The organism is Streptococcus sp. Marseille-P6264, assembly GCF_902460355.1.
Taxonomy (GTDB): Bacteria; Bacillota; Bacilli; order Lactobacillales; family Streptococcaceae; genus Streptococcus.
Map to the genome: position 1 here is coordinate 593,823 of NZ_CABPTO010000001.1, position 19,727 is coordinate 613,549.

A 19,727-nucleotide genomic window follows, 5' to 3' on the forward strand; every position below is an offset into this window, starting at 1 on the left:
TAAGGACACGGGCTTGCTCTTCCTAGCAAAGTCCTTAATTTTTCTCAAAAAGTTTTTCAACTTTCTAGAGGTAATAGCTTCTGGCCCTTATAACTCTGGACAGATTGAGCTAGATTATCTGGTCTATTGGATATAAGCATCCAATCAGCATCAACTTCAATCTAGTCTATATATTGTTCTTGCTGATTCTGATAAATATCCCAGAGAAGTTGCATCTGCTCTTTTGTTATCCTTTTCTCGGATAGAAGAGGCAAATCCTGTTGATCAAAGAAACTCAACTCAGCGATTTCTAAATTGGGCTGAAAATCTCCCTCTTTCAGCTGACATTCAAACACGAGCTTGACGTACTGCTTACTTTGTGGCTGAAATTTATTGCTATCAAAGACAGCCAGCAAGCGTACTACGCTAGCTTGAAATCCCGTTTCTTCCTGAATTTCTTTTACAATATTTTCTTTGGGAGATAAGCCTACTTCGCAGAAACCACCCGGCAGAGCCCATGTCTCCTCTTGCTGTCCTCGTACTAGACAAATCTTGCCCTGCTGAACGATAAAAGCTCGGACATCGACCAAAGGAGTCGCATAAAAATCTGTCGGTCGGAGCAAGTCAGACAGCTCATCCGGTTCCAGATGACCGGTCTCGCTGAGCAACTGATTCAGATTTTCTCTGATATCCGCATAGCGTTCTCGATCAAAGTCACTGGCAGCAAAAGACAAACCTGTATCCGTTATAGCCAGCAGTCGTTGCAGAATTAAAGCTGTATCACTTGTCCCCATGCTCCAAGGCCTCCACTAGTTTATCCAACTTCATCGAATTACTGCCCTTGAGCAAGATTTGGTCGGCTGATTGCAACCAAGTCTTAACGGTCTTGATCAAATCTTCAAACTGATCCTTGTCACTATTTTTGACAAAATAATGTACTCGATTTGATGGGTAGATTTCCCGAGCATAGATGTAGAGGGCTTCCATATCCTCTCCATAGAGAAAAAGATCGGTGATAATCTCTGGATTGAGACTGGTAATCATGGCTCCGTGCATCAGCTTGGAGTCAGCTCCCAGCTCCTTCATATCAGCCAAGACTGCAGCCTTGCGGCCGCCCTGACTAGCTGGAATAGCTGAGAAGGTTTCAAGAATCAAGCGCATAGCTGTTGGATTGGCATTGTAAACATCTGACAGGATATCGGCCCCATTAGCCGCCTTCTTCCACTCGGTTCGATTGCGGGTCAATTCCAGCTGGGCAAAGGCCTGACGAATTGCCGACTCACTGACACCCTCCTGCAAGGCTACGTAAGAGGCGATCATAGCGTTGGTCGCATTGTATTTGCCAGTCACGGGCAAGTCAATCGCCTGCTCCAGAAAATTCGCTTCAAAGGTCAAGCTGTCTTTGCGCTCTTCTAGACGAGTCAGACAAATATCTGCATCGGGACCAAAGCGAATCACTTTTTGCTGGTCTGGCAGAAAATCATTAACGATCTTATCAGCTGGAGCCAAGAGCAGACCGCCTTTCTTCATGCCATCTGCAATTTGCATCTTTCCTTTGGCAATTTCCGTACGGCTTCCGAAAAATTCTAAGTGAGCTTCGCCAACCAAGGTCACAATGCCCGTTTTAGGCTTAGCAATTTCAGACAGAAGATGGATATCTCCCAAATGATCCTGTCCCATTTCCAAAACTAGCTTTTCTGTGTCGTCTGGCATGTGGAGCACCGTGTAGGGCAGGCCGATTTCATTATTATAGTTGCCCTGGGTTTTATAGGTTTTGTAGCTAGTAGCCAGTAGCTGAGCCAGCATATCCTTGGTTGTAGTCTTCCCATTGGATCCCGTCACAGCGAGCACATCTACGCCTGTCTTTTCCAGATAGTATTGAGCCAAAGCTTGAAAGGCCGCGAGCACATCATCGACCAAAATATAGGGTCCTTCTGCTACCGGACGCTCAGACAAGGTAGCCGCAGCTCCCTGAGCAAAGGCTGTCGCGATAAAGTCATGTCCGTCACGCGCGCCCTTAAGCGGGATAAAAAGATCCCCCGTCTCAATCAAACGGCTGTCAAATTCAGCATTTCTAAAAGTCACATTTTCAAACTGACTGACATCATTTTTGGCAGCCAAGACTTCTGCTATTTCATATAAATCTAATTTCATATTTTTAACTCATTTTTCCGCTTTTTCCCAAAAAAGAAGGGAGTGAGGCCAAACTCAATGTTGAACATTCAGTCTGTCAGCTCAGTCCCTCTATTATATCATATTTATAAAAGATGCGCTTCTCTCTTAGCAAAAGCCTCTTCAGCTAGACTCACCAAGTTCTCAATCAAATCGGAATAAGACAGTCCCATATTTTCCCAAAGCAAGGGATACATAGACCATTGAGTAAAGCCTGGCATGGTATTGAGCTCATTGAGGAAAATATCGCCCTCTTCTGTGTAGAAGAAATCACAGCGGGCCAATCCCTGTCCTCCCAAGGCACGAAAGGCTGTCTCAGCATTGATACGCATGACTGAAATAACCTCGTCTGAGATTTTCGCAGGAATATCCATGGTAATCTTATTGTCAATATACTTGGCTTCATAGTCGTAGAAAGCCACATCCTTGACCACTTCGCCCGGCAAGGTGCTCCTAACGTCATAATTTCCTAAGAGACCAACCTCAATCTCACGCGCATTGACTCCCTGCTCAACCAAGACACGGCTATCGTACTTGAAGGCCAAATCCAATGCCGCCCGCAGCTCCTCTTGATTCTCAGACTTGGAAATACCGACACTAGAACCCATATTAGACGGTTTGGTAAAAATCGGATACGTCAATTTTTCTTCGATTTCGACAATTTTTTCTTCAAGATTTTCACCCTCAATCACCGCTACATAAGGCACCTGCGGAATTCCAGCAGACTCCAGAATACGCTTAGTAGTGATTTTGTCCATGGCAACACTGGACGACAAGATATTACAGCCCACATAAGGAAGTCGCAGCACTTCAAGAAAGCCTTGAATAGAGCCATCCTCGCCCATCGGTCCATGAAGAACAGGAAAGACAACTGCATTTTCCTCATAAATATCACTCGGTTTGACTTGCCGTGAAATATCAACCGTTGCATTGGTCATAAGCTTTTCATCTGCAGCCGGCTTTTCTGTAAATTCCTGCGTCTTGATAAAATCGCCAGCTTTTGTGATGAAATAAGTTTTGACAGAAAATTTGTCATAGTTGACAGCTCGCATGACACTCTCAGCCGACAAGACTGAAACTTCTCGCTCCGCACTGCGGCCACCGTATAGTAAAATCAAGGTTTGTTTGACCATTATCTTATCCTAACATTTCTAGCTATAAGTTCATTTGGGGTTGTCCCATCTTCTTTTTAGACTGTTTCAGTATATCATATTTCCCAGCATTTTTGAATAGAAAAAAGACTCCCAAAGCTGTTTTTCAGCAGGAAATCTTTCTTTCATCTTACAATTCTGTCCGATTTTCAATGGCTCGGAGCAAGGTCACTTCGTCTGCATATTCGATATCAGCGCCGACAGCCAATCCGCGGGCCAGTCGAGTCACCTTGATACCTGCAGGCTTGAGCACCCGCGAAATATACATAGAAGTTGCTTCTCCGTCAGCCGTTGCATTGGTGGCCACAATCACTTCCATTACTTGGCTGTCCATCAAGCGAGTCAAGAGGCTCTTGAGGTTGATGTCATCTGGTCCTACACCGTTCATAGGGGAAATGAGGCCGTGAAGTACATGATAAAGGCCGTGGTATTCTTGGATATTTTCCATGGCAGACACGTCGCGGCTATCCTCAACGATCAAGATCACAGTCTGATCGCGCGTTTGATCCGTACAGATGGCACAAGGATCATCGTCCGTCAGATTGCCACAGATAGAGCAGTAGGTCAGCTCACGCTTGGCAGCTAGTAGATTTTTGGCGAATTCATTGACATCATCGTCACTCATCCCGATGGTATAAAAGGCCAGGCGAGTAGCTGTCTTGATGCCGATACCCGGCAGCTTGGAAAAGCTATCAATCAATTTGGCGATAGGAGTTGGATAAAGCATAATAGTAATAGTTGAGCAATAAAATCTCGATCCGATTCTACTGCTTTTCCTTTCTAATTCATAGGGTGCTGTTGGTTATAAAGATTGATAATATCACGGGTGATACTGTGGCTGACTGTTGAAGAGAGGTCAGTATTGTGTGGAAAGACTACGGCCACAGCTATTTTAGGTCGATCGCTTGGTGCATAGGATACTACATTGGTATTGATAGCAGATGTGCCACCGTTGACAAAAGTTTCGGCAGTCCCTGTTTTTGCGCTGATGGAGACCATGGCGCCTTGCGCAATCGTCCGTCCAGTTGTCAAGCCACTCCATCCATTGACCACCTGATAGGAACCTTGTTTTATAAGAGCCATATCTTCCTCAGAAATATTGACCTGATTTAGCTCTTTGGTTTCCTTCTTCTCAATCAAGTCTCCTAGGCCGCCTTGGTCATTGTTGGCATAAATGCCTTCGACCAGATGCGGAGCTACCCGTTTGCCGTTATTGGCTACCGTCGCCGCATATTGAGCTAACTGAAGTGGAGTGTAGTTATCAAACTGCCCAAAAGCATTGGTAATGTAATTACTAACTGTGAAGTTTTTGGGAATGTAGCCTGTTGATTCTGTTGGCAAATCAATACCTGTTCCAGTTCCCAGACCGTATTCTGCAAAAGTCGAACGGAGTTTTTTCATTGAAGCATCGACATTGTTGGTTCCTAAAGCCATATTTGGGCTATACGGAGTCCCAAGCATATTTAGGGCTACCTGAACCATATAGGTATTAGACGAATACTCCAAGGCTTCCACTGCCGTAATAGAGCGTGAGCCATAGGCCGTAAACCAAGAATTGATGGGAGCAGAACCCGCGAAAAGAATCGGCTGATCAACCAAGGATTGATTTCCTGAAATGGCCCCGTACTGCCAACCAGCGGTCAAGGTAGCCGCTTTAACGACAGAACCAGGAACAAAAACATTGGTAATAGTACCCAGCGCATCCGCCGAGATATCGCCTGTTTCCAGGTCGTGCTTGACACCAGCCAGGGCCAAGATTGACCCCGTATTAGGATCCATGGCCACAGCATAGACACCTTCTGAATAGGTGGCATTGCCCTTTGCCAGCTCTAGATTAAAGGCATTTCTGAGAATATCCTCAACTCCCTGCTGAAAGCTCAGATCCACCGTTAGCTTCAGGTTGTTCCCTTTGCTGCCCTCGGAAATGGTCTCAACGCTCTCCATGTTGCCATTTTTGTCCAGCCGAATTTCTTTTTCCGCTCGTTTTCCTTGCAAAACAGACTCATACTCTTTTTCCAGATAAGAAATTCCCACTCGGTCATTCAGAGAATAGCCCTTCTTGACATAGTCATCTGCTTCCTCGGCTGGCAGACCCGTTTTTTCGGTCGAGATATGACCAACAATCGAAGCCAACGATGTTTCCAAGACTTTTCGGTTCCAGCTGGTTGAAATACTAATACCCGGAAGTTCTTTGCCATTTGAAGCAATCGTAGCGACTTGCTCCGTCGTCAAGTCATCCGTCTGAATCGTCCCTGTTGAAAAGTTTGGTACAGCATTCATCTGGCTAAATAAAGCGATGGTCCTCTTTTCCTCATCTGTATAGCCTAGTTGGCTTGGATCAATACTCTCTACCGCCGCTTTATAAATTTTGGATTCAGGTAGACGATTGCCATCTGTATCAAATTTATCTTCCTTGGGTAATTTTTCAACCACTTCTCGGTAGACCCTATTATCCGCCAGATAATAGTCAACTTCTTGGCGCTCGGTCACTTTTAGATCCGACACCGACACATATTGCAGTAACTTTTGTGCTGTTTCACGGATTTCTTCTGCTGTCAGTTTATTGTCTCGCGTAAAGGTCACCACTTGCTTGGTTGTATTCTCCACCAGGGGCTTGCCCGAAGCGTCATAGATTTGCCCACGAACCGAACTCGATTTAATCTTCGTTTTACTTGCTTTAGCTAATTTATCTGTATAAAATTCTTGATTGACGACCTGCATGTAGCCCAGACGAGCGATCAGCACCAAAAATAAGGCTCCGACAATTCCAAATAGAAGGTAGAGTCGGCCTGTGATAGAATGACTATCAAATTTTCTCTTAGACATTTCTTCTCTCATCCTCGTAAAAATCTATCTTTTATTTTACCACATTTCCCCAGCAATGAAGCATGGAAATCTAAAAGGATCGAAAAAGAATTTTTCTCCAACAATGAGAAAAAGCCCTGCTAGGCAGAGCTTTATCACCAATTATTTTCCAAGATAGTATTCAGCAACTACGTTCAATTTTTCGTCGAATTCGAATACCAATGGTGGGAAGTTAGGGATTTCCACATCCATGATTTCGTCATCTGACAATTGTTTGATGTGTTTTACAAGGGCACGGATTGAGTTACCGTGAGCTCCTACGAATACATTTTTACCATCTTTAAGTGCTGGAGCAATTTTATCTTCCCAGAATGGAAGGGCACGTTCCAAAGTTACTTTCAAGTTTTCAGCATCTGGAATAACTGAATCGTCAAGTGAAGCGTAACGACGGTCAGTGTGAGCTGAGTGCTCATCATCACGGTCCATTGCCGGAGGCAACACATCGTATGAACGACGCCAGATGTGAACTTGCTCATCACCAAATTGCTCAGCTGCTTCAGCCTTGTTTTTACCAGTCAAACCACCGTAGTGACGTTCGTTCAAGCGCCATGATTTTTCAACTGGAACCCAGAGTTGGTCAGCAGCTTCAAGCGCCAAGTTTGTTGTTTTAATCGCACGTTTCAATACTGAAGTATAAGCTTGGTCAAATTCGATACCTGCTTCTTTGATCAATTTACCAGCGTCAATCGCTTGTTGTGTACCTTTTTCAGAAAGATCTACATCAGCCCAACCAGTGAAAAGGTTAGCTTTGTTCCATTCAGACTCACCATGGCGAGCAAAAACCAATTTTACCATTAGATGGATTCTCCTTTTATTTTCCGGGGTTTGCCCCGTTTATCTATTCTATTTTACAAAATTTTCTCTCAAAAATCTAGTCTCAGTGAGATATTTGTGAAATTTTCCACTTGATTAGACTTTTGAGAAAATGAATTCTCATTCAAGACCTCTAGCTAGCCACTTGTTCTTGCTGGGCGCACTCTGGACAAATGCCATAAACGACCATCTGACTCTTGGTAATTTGATAGCCAGTCTGCTCTGCCGCTTCCTGCTGAACATCTGGCAAATCCAAGTCCATATCTGCAATTCGACCACATTTTTCACAAATGACATTGAGGTGCTGATGCCCCATAAAATCATAATAGGTCGTCGTGTCATTACGAACCTTGAGCTCTGAGACAAAGCCTTCATCAATCAATACTTTTAAATTATTATAAACAGTCGCCAAGCTCATATTGGGAAATTCAGGCAAGAGGGCTTGGTAAATCATCTCTGCACTAGGATGGTCATGACTGCTGATGATAAAAGCAATCACAGCCTTTCTCGTCTCTGTGATTCGAACACCTTTCAGCCTCAGATGTTCAATTACTTCCTGGTAATTCTTTTCATACTCTTCATTCATCTTCTCTATACTCCATCTACATTCATTTCTAGCTTATTTCCATTATATCATGACAAACATAGATTTTCTATTAAGAATGATTGTAAATAAGGAAAATTATTAACCCACCTAATAGACCTATTCATTTTAATTAAGTAGATTTTTGCCTCAAAGCACGATATGATAGAGATGTCAACAAATATGTAAGCGCTTAAATTATTTGACATGTCAGCTTTATAGTAACAAATTCTGTAGCCATACTTCTGCTATTTTACCTGCCTTGCAGGAAACATGCAGGACAAGTATTTGGGTACAGCTGGTTTTCTATCACTTTTTAGAAAAAAATTATATAAATGAGGATATCATTATGAAAAAAACACCAAATCGCTGGTTAATTTTAGCAGCAGCTATCTTAACCAACCTTTCTTTAGGTGCTGGATACGCCTGGTCTGTTTTTCAAAAAGCGTTGCTGGAAGCCAATGCTAGCCAAGGATGGGTACAAGCTCAAACCTCTCTAGCCTTCAGTATCTCTTTTGCAATGGTGCCAATCGGCATGATTATTTTCGGACCTAAAGTCGATTCATTAGGCCCTAAGAAATTTGTCTTTCTAGGAGGAATTCTCTTTGGTGCGGGTATGTTTGCTACAGGATTTGCAACTTCTCTTCCTGTACTCTACTTGACCTACGGGGTTATCCTTGGTCTCGGTATCGGATCAGCCTATGGCGCTTCAACTTCTGTCGCTACCAAATGGTTCCCTGATAAAAAAGGTCTCGCGGGTGGTTTAACCGCAGCGGGCTTTGGACTTGGGCCACTAATCATCGGACCACTTGCCAAAACTCTCATCGCTTCAATGGGCGTCTATTCTACATTTAAAGTTCTGGGTATTGCCCTGCTTGTCGTTATCTGCTGCTCTTCTCTTGTCATGGAAAAAGCTCCTGTAGCTGCTCCTGCAGCAGGAAGTTCTGCACCGACAGGAAAAACTCACAAAGAAATGCTACGCGAAGGCAACTTCTGGTTGCTGTGGCTCATCTACATTTTAGGTGCTACTGGTGGTATGATGATTATCGGTTCAGCAGCGTCTATCTCCGACCAATATAAACTAGTTGGAGAAGCGACTCTATTCGTTATGCTAGTTTCTATTGCCAATACTTTTGGACGGATCTTCTGGGGAGCTGTATCGGACAAAATCGGCCGCTATCCGACCGTAATCGCTATGTTTGCTGCTGTAGCTGGTGGCTTGGCGCTGACCGCTCTCTTTAAAGGGGAAGGAAGCATCCTTGCAATCTTAGGCGTCATGCTTGTCGCCCTGTCTTTCGGTGGCTTCCTTGGATCTTTCCCAGGTATTACAGCTGAAAATTGGGGCGTAGCAAATGTCGGTACAAACTACGGCTGGATGTTCACAGCCTATGGTGTTGCAGCTATTGCTGGACCACAGTTGGGAGCTCGACTTGCTCAAGCAAACAAGGGAGACTATTCAATGGCCTTCTACATCGTTATTGGTATGGCACTCCTTGGTATCGTTCTACAATTATTCTATATTTCTAAATCAAAGAAAGCTTAAAACTATTACTAACTCTGGGGTAACCCAGAGTTTTTCTTTGACAAAGAAACTATTAGCCAGCAAAAATTGAAAAGAGCTCTCCTGACTAGCATAAAAGCCGAGACAAACTCGGCTTTTATGTTTAGCGGAACGATTCTAAATCAACGGTCAGTATCTGACCATCTCGGACAACCTGCTGCCCAGCAATGTAGACATCCTGAACATCGCTGCCTTTGACTGCGTATACTAGGTGTGACAGCATATTTTCCAACGGATAGAGGTGAAGTCGTCCCTTAGGTTGAATGACAATGAAATCGGCTTGCTTTCCCGTTTCCAGACTGCCGATTTTCTTCTCCAAACCCAGCGCTTTGGCTCCTTCGATGGTCAAAGCTTTCAAGGCCTGCTCGATCGTAAACTGGGTTGCATCACCTGCTCGCATCTTCTGAAGGAGGGCTGCTGTCCGACCTTCTTCAAACATGTCCAGATTATTATTGGAAGCGACAGAGTCCGTCGCTAAGCCAACGGTCACCCCAGCGGCTACTAAGTCTGTCACCGGGGCTACTCCAGAAGCCAGCTTGAGGTTGCTGATAGGATTATGGGCGATGCTGACTGGAGATGCTGCTAAATCTGCAATCTCTGACGGATTCAGCTCAACTCCATGTGCAAAAATGGCTGGCTGCTCCAAGTAGCCCAATTCTTTTAAAAAAGCGAGAGGTCTTTTACCATAGCGCTCCAGGATAATTTTATTTTCTTCCTGAGTCTCTGCCACGTGGATATGAAGCTTCAAATCCAGCTCACGCGCTAACTCAAGACTGCCCTTAAGTAGAGCCTTATCACAGGCATAAGGCGAATGAGGCGCCACCATGACCTGAAAATCTTCATCGTCATAGGAGCGAATTTTCTCAATAATGGCCCGAGTACGAGCCAGAGTCTCTTCGGCTGTTTCCGCCACTGAGCTAAAGAGTGTTGGTGAGAAATAGCAACGCATACCAGACTGCCGCACAGCCTGATAAATTCGGTCAATCTCCACTCCCTGAGGATTATACATGTCGTTAAAAGTCGTTGTTCCCGATTGGAGCATTTCAGCTAAAGCCAGCTGGACAGCCTGGGTCGTTAGTTCCGTTGTGAACTGGCTTTCTGCTGGCCAAATATAGTCCTCCAACCATTCGTGCAGATTGCTGTCGTCACGAATCCCACGTAGCAAGGTCATGGCCGAGTGCGTATGGCAGTTGACCAGCCCCGGCATGAGCCAAGCTCCTTCATAATCCACTAGCTCGCTGCATTGTTCTAACCAAGCCTTGTCATGGGGACCACAGTAGGCAATGCGTTCATCTTCCACGACCAACAAGCCTTCCCGATGAACATGAAATGCGCTGTCACAGGTCACCAGATTGACATTTGTATAAGCTTTCATCCTTGCTCCTTCTCATTTCGTTTTAGCTATTATAGCAAGCCTAGTAAACTAGCGCAAGAACTTTCCAAGATTATTTAAAATAAAGATAATCAGGATTGGGAGTCATATAATACAACTCTCCTTTAGAGAAAATCAGATTAATTTTATGTTGCTTGTAGCTATATAAAATATAATCACTCTCCAACTGATAGTCTTGGTTCAAGCTAGCTGCCTGAGCAATATCCGCTGCTGTTACATAGAAAGCTTTTGCCTGCTCTTCCGTCACATACTGACCTCGATAGAGCTCTTTTATATTTTCTAACTCCTGAGCTTTAAAAGTGTCCTTAATGTAGTTCGGATCCTTTATGACGGCCTCTGGCTCGCCAAGAACCTTTTTGACTTGCTCCTCCGTATAGCCTTTGAAATCAGGCGTTTGAGCACTAAATCCTCCTTCAAAAGAACGATAATACACCTTGGCATTACCTGTTGCATAGATCTTGTCTTTATTGGCAGACTGTGCATCTTGAGGCAAGCCATCCGTTACTTCATCTAGCGAACTTGTAGCCTTACTCTCAGAAGCTGGAGCACTAGATGATGAGGTCTGGCTGCTCTTTGATCTTTCTTGCTGACTAGAGCTTGTAGCCTTCGTCGATTCTGATTTCTTTGGTATTTTCACCTTTTGGACAGAAGAGGCTTCAGACCTAGGAACCCTTTTCCTTGGATAATAGCAAGCTGTCAAAGCCATGACAGCTGCAAGCATGGTTAAAAAGATTATTACTTTTTTAAAATACATAGTACCTCCATTTCTTAGCTACATTATATCATATTTTAAGTTGAGCAGGAGGAGCATCCTGATTTTTGCTGTTTTCTCTAACAAACAAATATTGTGTCTTCTAGAAAGCTGAGAAAAATAGTTACGATGATTGATGTTATGCCAAAACATAAGAAAAAACCTACTGCACAAGCTAGAAAGCTTGATACAGTAGGCTTTTGATTTTTGTCTTATTTAACAGCGTCCTTAAGAGCTTTACCTGCTTTGAAAGCTGGAACTTTAGAAGCTGCGATTGTGATTTCTTTACCAGTTTGTGGGTTGCGACCTTTACGTGCTGCACGCTCACGAACTTCAAAGTTACCAAAACCGATCAATTGAACTTTTTCACCTTTTGAAAGGTATTCTGTAACTGCTGCAAATACAGCGTCAACTGCTGCTGCTGAATCTTTTTTAGTCAATTCTGTAGCTTCTGCCACTTTTGCGATCAAATCTTGTTTGTTAGCCATTTAACAAATCCTCCAATTTTTTTCTGGGTTAATAACCCTAACAGATATTATCATATCTAAAAAAAGCGTCTAGGTCAAGTCTTAAGCAGATATTTTACAAATAATTTACCTTATTTATAGCGAACTAGAACAGCCCATGCATTTTCTCCAGTGTGAGTTTGGATGATGGAACCTGTTTCTAAGACAGGGATTGGTTGTTCAACAAACTCCTGCAGCTCTTCCTTCATTTGATTAGCAAATTCTGGTCCACCCGCATAGGAAATTCCGATTTCTTCAATTTCCTTTTCTTTCAGAGACTCTTTCAAGTCATCCAGCCATTTCTTAAAGGTTTTAGCGCCCCGTCCTTTGACAACAGGAGTCAAGGTATGATTTGTCATCTGCATGACGACACGAATATTTAAGAGCGAGCTAATCAGACCTGTCACACGACCGATACGGCCACCTTTGACCAAATTTTCTAAAGTTGATACGCCGATGTATAGCTCTGTCTTGGCTTTGACTTCCTCAAGTTTTTCTAAAATCTCCTCCAAAGTCGCTCCAGCTTTTGCCATTTTAGCAGCCTCAACGACTTGGAATTTCATAGCTTGGTCCGTAAAAGAACTGTCTACAACTGTTACATCTGCCTTGGCCAAGGTAGCACCCTGACGAGCTGCCTCTACGGTGCCAGATAAAGCATGAGACATGTGAATAGAGATGATTTGGACATCTTCTGCTGACAAATCTTCGAAAACCTCGGCAAATACTCCAACTGGTGGCTGGCTGGTCTTAGGCAGATTTTTACTAGACTTCATCAACTGAAGGAATTCTCCCTCTTTCAAATTTGCATCCGAGTAGACCACACCGTCAATCATGACTGTCAAAGGAACTATTGTAATATTCAAATCTTTTGCTAATTCAGGCTCAATCGTAATTGAAGAGTCTGTCACAATTTTAATTTTTGTCATATTTTCCCTACTTTTATCCTGTTATTGACTCTATTATACCAAAAAATCCTAATTTTTGTGAATCAATCTTAGCTTAATCCATAAATCCCAGAAAAATAAGAGCCTTCTAAGTAAAATGCTACTTAGAAGACTCTTAACTAGTTGATTGAAGCACTAGCCAAAACTTGCATCAAGGAGATGCCCTTTTATGCCTCATCATCTTTGCGCTTGCGACCAAGAATCATAAATCCTAGACTCGCAAGAAGAGCACTTGTCGTTGCTCCCTCGATTGAAACTGGAGCAGTGCTACCTGTATTTGGTAAGGTCGCTTGTTTAGCCTTATCTCCTGCTGGAGTTGGGACAGCTGGCTTATCATTTGAAACAGGTTTGCTTTCAGGCTTCACTAGCTGATCCGTTTGAGCTTTATCTGCTGAATCAGTCTCTTGATCTGGCTTCACTTCTGGAGTCACTGGTGGAACCGGACTTGGCTGTGGTTGTGGCTTCGGAACCGGTTGCGGCGCTGGTTCCGGTTGTGGCTGCGGTTGCGGACTAGGAGCTTGCTTAGCTTCAAAGGCCCATTTACCGATGAAGGTTAAACTTGTTTCCTCTTCCACTTTTTCGTAACCCACGAATTTCCAAGTACCACTTGCAACAGCAACTTCTACAGGCATCGGTGCTTCTGGAACAAAAGCAATCGCTGCAGAACTACTTGTAGTATATGTTCCACTTTGTGGAAGTAGACTCAATACTTCTGTTGGCAAGTTATTGTCTGCCGTAGCACCTTCGAAGCGGTAGGTTACTTTATAGGTTTCAGTTACCGGTGCAGGCAGAACATTAACTGGTACAGAAAATTCAGTAGAAGAACCATCTGGATAATCAACACGAACTGTACCGCTATAAGTTCCTGGTTTTGTAGTATCGATTTGACCCACAGGTGTGATATCAACTACCTTAGTGCCAGCTGGAAGGCTTGACAAGTTCGTCACATTATCGATCAAGTTTGGTTTGTCTCCAACCTTGATGATTTCTTCCGTTACCCGAGGCGTATAAATTTCAGCATTTTTCGGATTTGCCTTGAATTCCCACTTACCGGCGAAGACTACGTTGGACTTGTTCACGACTGCATTGGCTGCGTCATAGCCCTTGAAGGTCCATGTACCGTCGTTCACACTATCTGTGTAAGTGGTTTGGGATGGTTGTTGAGCTGAAACAGAGGCGCCATTCACATAAGTTACACTGTCGCTTGGGGTCAATGCGGTGATGGCTGCTGGAAGAGCTTTATCTGATGTTGCGCTCTCGAAGCGATAAGTAGCTTGGTACTTCTTAGCTTCGAAGGTCCATTTACCTACAAACTCTACATCAGCCTTGTTGACAACGGCGCTAGCTGCGTCATAACCCTTGAAGGTCCAGGTGCCATCATTCACTGTATCTGTGTAAGTGGTTTGGGATGGTTGTTGAGCTGAAACAGAAGCACCATTCACATATTTTGCACTGTCGCTTGGAATCAAGGATGTGATAGCCGCTGGAAGAGCCTTACCTGCTGTCTCACTCTCGAAGCGGTAACTTGCTTGGTACTTGTTAGCTTCAAAGACCCACTTACCTACAAACTCAACATTAGCCTTGTTCACGACTGCATTGGCTGCGTCATAGCCCTTGAAGGTCCATGTACCGTCGTTCACAGTATCTGTGTATGTGGTTTGGGATGGTTGTTGAGCTGAAACAGAGGCACCATTCACATAGGTTGCACTGTCGCTTGGGGTCAATGCTGAGATGGCTGACGGAAGAGTTTTATCTGCTGTTGCGCTCTCGAAGCGATAAGTAGCTTGGTACTTATTGGCTTCAAAGGTCCATTTACCTACAAACTCAACATTAGCCTTGTTCACGACTGCATTGTCTGCGTTGTAACCCTTAAACGTCCATGTACCGTCGTTGACAGTGTCTGTGTATGTCATTTGAGCGGGTTGTTTAGCTGAAACTGCTGCGCCATTCACATAAGTTGCACTGTCGCTTGGAGTCAAGACAGTGATGGCTGACGGAAGAGCTTTGCCTGATGTTGCACCTTCGAAGCGGTAACTTGCTTGGTACTTATTGGCTCTAAATTCCCACTGACCAACAAAGGTAACATCTGCCTTATTGACCACTGCGCCAGCTGGAATATACCTCTTAAAGGTCCAGATACCATCGTTCACTACGTCTATGTAGGTAGTTTGGATTGGCTGCTTAGCAGAAACTGCAACACCATTCAGATAGGTCGCACTGTCGCTTGGAGTCAAGGCTGTAATAGCTACTGGAAGATTCTTCCCAGCAGTCGCACTTTCGAAGCGGTAACCTGCTCGATACTGGTTTTCCTTAAATTCCCATTTGCCTACAAAATCCACATTAGCTTTGTTGACAACGGTGCTATCTGCGCCGTAACCCTTAAACGTCCATGTACCGTCATTCACGGTATCTGTGTAAGTCGTTTGAGCGGGTTGTTTAGCTGAAACTGCTGCGCCATTCACATAAGTTGTACTATCATTTAGAGATAAGGCAGTGATAGCTGCTGGGAGATCTTTACCTGCGGTCGCACTTTCGAATCGGTAAGCTACTTGATACTGATTCGCCTTAAACTCCCACTTACCAACGAAAGCTAGATCAGCCTTTTTCACAGTCTTACTCTTAGCATCGTAACCAACAAAAGTCCAGATACCGTCGTTCACATCATCTGTATGCGTCGTTGTAGTTAGCTCTTCTGGTAGAACTTTTTGTTTATTGTAGTAAGTTGAGGTGTCTTTTGGTGTTTTCTTCTGGATAAAGTCAGGTAAAGAAAGTCCAGTCGTCCCACTTTCAAAACGATAGCTTACATGGTGGGGTCTAGGCGTTACTTCCCATATACCAGTATATATCACGCGCTTGCCATCATAAGTCGCATTCTTGTGATCATATCCCTTGAAGGTCCATATGTAATCTTTTTCAGCTTCTTCTACTGATTCTTTAGCCGGTTGTTTAGCTACAATTGTGTCACCAACCTTGTAAGAGGTCTCATCTTTCGGAAGCATGTCCAAGATACTTTGTGGCAATGGAACACCTGCTTTAGATGATTTGAATACATATTCTGGATTAGGAGTGGGGGCCCATCTTCCAACAAAAGTTCGTCTTCCTACTCCAATAATGACTTTTTCTTTATCGTATCCTTCGAATCTCCAAGTTACCTTATTTGCTCTATCAACATAAGTCGTTTCACTTGGTTGCTCAGCATCTACTTCTGTAAGAAACAGGCCGCCCATCTTATAATCAGTTGGATTTTTCGGAGTCAGCTTGGCGATATGATCTGGTAATGCAATATCAGGATTGGTTGACTGGAACTCATAGTCAACACCATTTGGCTCAAAGCTCCACGTTCCAGTTATGGTTTTGACTTTCGTTCCTGCAATAGCTTTTCCATATTTAGCTGTATCAAAACCATTGAAAGTCCAAGTACCAGTTGGAACACTTACTGTAGTTGGCTCAAGTTGAATCACATCTTTGTAATCGTCCGCTTGAGCTACAAATTCACTAGCAGCTGGAAGCAATGAGCGAATTTTATTGGGCAGAGGATAGATCGGAGTTGAGTTCTTAAATTTATATTCTACTCTGTAGGTAGTATCAGTCTGTTTTGCAGAATCCTCAGGCAATTTTCCTTTAGAGGAAGTATCTCCAGACTCTGCTTCTCTTGAAGGAATTTTATCCTTTCCCAAGATGACTTTTGAATTTTTACTACGAAGTCCCGAATTAACGAAGGTTACCAGATTTCGGTAAACTTTATCAATTTCTTCTTGCTTTGTCGCAGTTTGAAGCACGCTATCAGCCGCTGTCATCAAATCATTAAGGATTTCTAAACTCTCATCTGTTTTCCTTGAAAAATCCTTGTTGCGCAACTCTTTGAGATAGTTTTCTAAAGCACTCTTCTTCAGACTAACGTTTGCAGAGGGCGACTGTGCAGCTCCTCCTGTGGATGGCTGAACCGTTTCAGCAGCTGGTTGAGAATTTCTAAGAGCAGTTGAATCTGTCACTTGACTCGTCTCTGTCACAGTAGGGGTAGCAGATTTTATGATGGCTTGATTGTCTTCTTTAGTCTCTGCTTGTACTGACGCAGAAGCCATCGCTGAAGTTGTCACTTGATTCTCTATTTTTGTTGCTTCAGACGCTCTTTCTGAGGCTTGATTATCTGACTTATTCCCCACTTGTGCTGTAGATTCGAGCTCATCTGCGTGAACTGTTTGGTCCACTCCAATCGCAGTGGGTGCAAACAAAAATCCAATCGCAAGGGACACAGTAGCAACTGATAATTTGCGGATCGAATATTTTATCTTTCTATCCTGAAAAGACATCCTTTCCTCCTCTTTTACTTTCTTGGCAACTATTATAGCATAAATAGCGATAATTGCATATTAGGAGAGCCTATTCTTCACGTTTTTGGTTTCCTATGAAATAAATAATCATCATAAGTAAAAATAGGTATTGACTATACTTCTATCTTCATTTACTTTCTGTTAGGTACAAAAAAAGATTGAAAAAACACTAAAAGGGCTTCTTCAATCTTCTTGATTTCTCTATCAAGACGCTAGCAGGCAAATATTCTATTTGTCCTCTGCTGCAAAACCATCATTTCTAATCGCATAGTGCTCTATGATGCCATTCTCACCGAAAAGAATACCGTGGAGGACTCCGCCATAAACAGCTCCGCCATCCATGCCAATCTTGCCATCCTCAGTCATCCATAGTTGATCTGTTCCTGGCGCCTCATGCAAGAGGTAAAATGTCGGCGTATGACCAAAGACGATCCTTTTGCCAGTCTGATTGCTGCCTTCATGAAAAGGCGCACGAATCCAAACTTTTTGATAATCACTGGTCTCTCGCCAGTCTTTCAGTTCCAAATCTAGGCCAGCATGGACAAAAATGTACTGCTCCGTCTCCAATAGGAAAGGCATCTGACGAATAAAATCTACTAAATCGGCCGTCTCCGTCTTGACACGTTCTGCATCCGCTACTCCATCTACAGGAGCATTGAGAGGCCGGCCCAAAAGCGAATTAATCGTCGTATCTCCGCCATTGCGTCGGTAATGGTCATAAGATTTTTCAGGATTGTCCAGCCAGGTCAGAAACATATACTCATGATTGCCAGAAAGACAGATAGCTCCTTTCTGCTCCACTAAATCCTTGACCCGCTCCAAAACTGCTCGGCTGTCTTCGCCACGATCGATCAAGTCCCCTAGAAAAACTAGTTGGCTGCGACCATCCCAGTGTTGGAGCAACTCATCAAGCATGCCTGCCTTACCATGGACATCACCAATTGCAAAATATTCTGTCATAGTCGTCACTTTCTAAAGGAGACCGAAACACTAGTGTCTCAGCCTCGCTTGTTTATTTTTTTAATAATTCTCTGGCTTGAGTCAAAGCAGCATCCGTTACATCTTCGCCAGCCAGCATCTTAGCAACTTCCTGAACACGCTCGTCAGCCGTCAGCAGCCGAACCGTTGAGACGGTCGAATTCTCATCCGAAATCTTCTCAATAAAGAATTGATAATCGGCAATCGCAATGACCTGCGGCAGATGGGAAATTGCCAAGACTTGACCGTTGGAGCCAATCTTGTAAATCTTCTGAGCGATGGCTTGAGCCACACGGCCAGAAACGCCCGTATCCACTTCGTCAAAGACAATGCTGGTCTTGCCTTCCTTACGAGAAAAAGCTGACTTGATAGCCAACATGAGACGGGAGAGCTCCCCACCAGACGCAACCTTCACCAAAGGTTTGAAATCCTCGCCCGGATTTGCCGAGATGTAGAATTCTACTTGCTCATTGCCTTCACGGTTGAACTTGCCCTTACTGAACTGCACTTTAAAGCGTGCCTTTTCCATGTAGAGATCCTGCAGCTCCTGCTTGATTTCTGCTTCCAGCTGGGCTGCTAGGCCGTGACGAGCTTGACTCAGCTCCTGGGCCAGCTCTACCAGCTCTCTCTCCAAGGCCTTCAGCTCTTGGTCCATATCCTCTGAGGACAAGTTACTTCCAGTTAAAAGGCTGTATTCTTTGGAAATCTGAGCAAAGTATTCCAGCACATCATCTACTTGGCCACCGTATTTACGTGTGATGCTGTTAATCAAGTCTAGGCGACTCTCGACCTGCAGCAAACGATCTCCGTCAAAATCCAGTCCATCCAAAATATCCTCTAGGCGCTTGCTGACATCTTCCAAGACATAATAAGTCTCTGACAAGCTGCCAGACAGTTCCTTGTAGGCTGGATCGTAATCCTCGATAGACTCAAGGTCATTCATAGCTGATCGGACATTGGTCAGACTGGAAAAATCTTCATTATCCAGCATGGTATAGGCGTTCGTCAGCGTATCGGCAATGAATTTGTGGTTGAGCAAGCGGTCCCGCTCCTGATGCAGGGCAGTATCTTCACCGCTTTTGAGGGCTGCGCTCTCAATCTCCGCCATCTGAAACTCCAGCATCTCAATCCTGGCCTTATGCTCCTGCTGATTTTTCTGCAAAGTCAGGACTTTCTTACGCAGGCTTCGATAGCGGTCAAAGGATTCCTGATAGCAGCCTTTGAGATTTAAAAAGTCTGCTGTTCCAAACTCGTCTAACATAGCAATATGAAGCTGAGGTCTCATCAGTTCTTCCTGATCATGCTGACCATGGATATCCACCAAATGCTGGCCGACAGCCTTTAGAACAGACAGATTAACCATCTGGCCATTGATACGGCTGACACTGCGGCCGTTTTGCAGGATTTCCCGACGGATAATCAGCTCATCGGTCAGCTCCCAGCCCTGCTCCTCAAAAATCTCTCGCAAAGCTCGGCTATTTTCCAGCGAAAAAAGTCCCTCTATCTCAGCCTTGGGGGCTCCATGACGAATAACATCCGTCGTAGCACGGCTGCCCAGCATCATGTTCATCGCGTCAATAATAATAGACTTACCGGCTCCGGTTTCCCCGGTCAAAACCGTCATACCTTGCTCAAAATTAAGGGAAATCTCCTCAATAATGGCAAAATTTTTAATCGAAATTTCTAATAACATAGACTTT

Annotated in this window: 15 protein-coding genes; 1 reads left to right on the forward strand and 14 read right to left on the reverse strand. The window is 44.0% G+C overall.

Features of this window, described 5'->3' with window-relative positions:
* Positions 1 to 161 precede the first annotated feature (161 nt).
* The 7 genes from FZ941_RS03010 to FZ941_RS03040 form a co-directional block, all read right to left on the reverse strand.
* Positions 162 to 773, reverse strand: a complete 612-nt coding sequence (locus FZ941_RS03010; RefSeq protein WP_148886793.1) for an NUDIX hydrolase N-terminal domain-containing protein — start codon at positions 771 to 773, stop codon at positions 162 to 164.
* Positions 760 to 2,133: a UDP-N-acetylmuramoyl-tripeptide--D-alanyl-D-alanine ligase gene (murF, locus tag FZ941_RS03015; RefSeq protein ID WP_148886794.1), complete on the reverse strand. Its 1,374-nt coding sequence runs from the start codon at positions 2,131 to 2,133 to the stop codon at positions 760 to 762. Before murF ends, FZ941_RS03010 begins: the two co-directional genes overlap by 14 nt.
* A 104-nt stretch (positions 2,134 to 2,237) precedes the next feature.
* Positions 2,238 to 3,284, reverse strand: a complete 1,047-nt coding sequence (locus FZ941_RS03020; RefSeq protein ID WP_148886795.1) for a D-alanine--D-alanine ligase — start codon at positions 3,282 to 3,284, stop codon at positions 2,238 to 2,240.
* A 148-nt stretch (positions 3,285 to 3,432) separates the two neighbouring features.
* A complete protein-coding gene (recR, locus tag FZ941_RS03025; RefSeq protein WP_005589561.1) occupies positions 3,433 to 4,029 on the reverse strand; it encodes a recombination mediator RecR in 597 nt (198 codons plus the stop codon).
* Between the two features lie 53 nt (positions 4,030 to 4,082).
* Complete coding sequence (pbp2b, locus tag FZ941_RS03030; protein ID WP_148886796.1) at positions 4,083 to 6,140, reverse strand: penicillin-binding protein PBP2B; 2,058 nt, start codon at positions 6,138 to 6,140, stop codon at positions 4,083 to 4,085.
* 129 nt (positions 6,141 to 6,269) lie between these two features.
* Positions 6,270 to 6,962, reverse strand: a complete 693-nt coding sequence (locus tag FZ941_RS03035) for a phosphoglycerate mutase (RefSeq protein WP_061910762.1) — start codon at positions 6,960 to 6,962, stop codon at positions 6,270 to 6,272.
* A gap of 151 nt (positions 6,963 to 7,113) precedes the next feature.
* Positions 7,114 to 7,566 carry a Fur family transcriptional regulator gene (locus FZ941_RS03040; protein WP_045498448.1) on the reverse strand — a complete coding sequence of 151 codons (453 nt, stop codon included), beginning with the start codon at positions 7,564 to 7,566 and terminating at the stop codon, positions 7,114 to 7,116.
* A 346-nt stretch (positions 7,567 to 7,912) separates the two neighbouring features.
* Between FZ941_RS03040 and FZ941_RS03045 the strand changes: the two genes are divergently transcribed.
* Positions 7,913 to 9,106: an OFA family MFS transporter gene (locus FZ941_RS03045; RefSeq protein WP_148886797.1), complete on the forward strand. Its 1,194-nt coding sequence runs from the start codon at positions 7,913 to 7,915 to the stop codon at positions 9,104 to 9,106.
* 121 nt (positions 9,107 to 9,227) lie between these two features.
* Here the strand turns inward: FZ941_RS03045 and FZ941_RS03050 are convergent, their stop codons facing one another.
* From FZ941_RS03050 to recN, 7 genes are all read right to left on the reverse strand, one after another.
* Complete coding sequence (locus tag FZ941_RS03050; protein WP_148886798.1) at positions 9,228 to 10,499, reverse strand: TRZ/ATZ family protein; 1,272 nt, start codon at positions 10,497 to 10,499, stop codon at positions 9,228 to 9,230.
* Positions 10,500 to 10,569: 70 nt separating this feature from the next.
* Positions 10,570 to 11,271, reverse strand: coding sequence for a DUF4947 domain-containing protein (locus tag FZ941_RS03055; protein ID WP_148886799.1), 702 nt, complete (start codon positions 11,269 to 11,271; stop codon positions 10,570 to 10,572).
* Positions 11,272 to 11,480: 209 nt separating this feature from the next.
* Positions 11,481 to 11,756 (reverse strand): HU family DNA-binding protein, encoded by a 276-nt coding sequence (locus FZ941_RS03060; RefSeq protein WP_005589527.1) that lies wholly within the window; start codon positions 11,754 to 11,756, stop codon positions 11,481 to 11,483.
* Positions 11,757 to 11,866: 110 nt separating this feature from the next.
* Positions 11,867 to 12,700: a DegV family protein gene (locus FZ941_RS03065; protein WP_148886800.1), complete on the reverse strand. Its 834-nt coding sequence runs from the start codon at positions 12,698 to 12,700 to the stop codon at positions 11,867 to 11,869.
* Positions 12,701 to 12,885: 185 nt separating this feature from the next.
* Positions 12,886 to 17,028 (reverse strand): SHIRT domain-containing protein, encoded by a 4,143-nt coding sequence (locus tag FZ941_RS03070; RefSeq protein WP_148886801.1) that lies wholly within the window; start codon positions 17,026 to 17,028, stop codon positions 12,886 to 12,888.
* A 249-nt stretch (positions 17,029 to 17,277) separates the two neighbouring features.
* Positions 17,278 to 18,009: a metallophosphoesterase gene (locus tag FZ941_RS03075; protein WP_148886802.1), complete on the reverse strand. Its 732-nt coding sequence runs from the start codon at positions 18,007 to 18,009 to the stop codon at positions 17,278 to 17,280.
* A 52-nt stretch (positions 18,010 to 18,061) separates the two neighbouring features.
* Complete coding sequence (recN, locus tag FZ941_RS03080) at positions 18,062 to 19,720, reverse strand: DNA repair protein RecN (RefSeq protein WP_148886803.1); 1,659 nt, start codon at positions 19,718 to 19,720, stop codon at positions 18,062 to 18,064.
* Between the last annotated feature and the right edge of the window lie 7 nt (positions 19,721 to 19,727).

Excerpts from the sequence above, each read along its gene's own strand:
- FZ941_RS03010 (WP_148886793.1), bottom strand. The coding sequence starts at position 773 with ATGGGGACAAGTGATACAGCTTTAATTCTGCAACGACTGCTGGCTATA.
- murF (WP_148886794.1), bottom strand. The coding sequence starts at position 2,133 with ATGAAATTAGATTTATATGAAATAGCAGAAGTCTTGGCTGCCAAAAAT.
- FZ941_RS03020 (WP_148886795.1), bottom strand. The coding sequence starts at position 3,284 with ATGGTCAAACAAACCTTGATTTTACTATACGGTGGCCGCAGTGCGGAG.
- recR (WP_005589561.1), bottom strand. The coding sequence starts at position 4,029 with ATGCTTTATCCAACTCCTATCGCCAAATTGATTGATAGCTTTTCCAAG.
- pbp2b (WP_148886796.1), bottom strand. The coding sequence starts at position 6,140 with ATGAGAGAAGAAATGTCTAAGAGAAAATTTGATAGTCATTCTATCACA.
- FZ941_RS03035 (WP_061910762.1), bottom strand. The coding sequence starts at position 6,962 with ATGGTAAAATTGGTTTTTGCTCGCCATGGTGAGTCTGAATGGAACAAA.
- FZ941_RS03040 (WP_045498448.1), bottom strand. The coding sequence starts at position 7,566 with ATGAATGAAGAGTATGAAAAGAATTACCAGGAAGTAATTGAACATCTG.
- FZ941_RS03045 (WP_148886797.1), top strand. The coding sequence starts at position 7,913 with ATGAAAAAAACACCAAATCGCTGGTTAATTTTAGCAGCAGCTATCTTA.
- FZ941_RS03050 (WP_148886798.1), bottom strand. The coding sequence starts at position 10,499 with ATGAAAGCTTATACAAATGTCAATCTGGTGACCTGTGACAGCGCATTT.
- FZ941_RS03055 (WP_148886799.1), bottom strand. The coding sequence starts at position 11,271 with ATGTATTTTAAAAAAGTAATAATCTTTTTAACCATGCTTGCAGCTGTC.
- FZ941_RS03060 (WP_005589527.1), bottom strand. The coding sequence starts at position 11,756 with ATGGCTAACAAACAAGATTTGATCGCAAAAGTGGCAGAAGCTACAGAA.
- FZ941_RS03065 (WP_148886800.1), bottom strand. The coding sequence starts at position 12,700 with ATGACAAAAATTAAAATTGTGACAGACTCTTCAATTACGATTGAGCCT.
- FZ941_RS03070 (WP_148886801.1), bottom strand. The coding sequence starts at position 17,028 with ATGTCTTTTCAGGATAGAAAGATAAAATATTCGATCCGCAAATTATCA.
- FZ941_RS03075 (WP_148886802.1), bottom strand. The coding sequence starts at position 18,009 with ATGACAGAATATTTTGCAATTGGTGATGTCCATGGTAAGGCAGGCATG.
- recN (WP_148886803.1), bottom strand. The coding sequence starts at position 19,720 with ATGTTATTAGAAATTTCGATTAAAAATTTTGCCATTATTGAGGAGATT.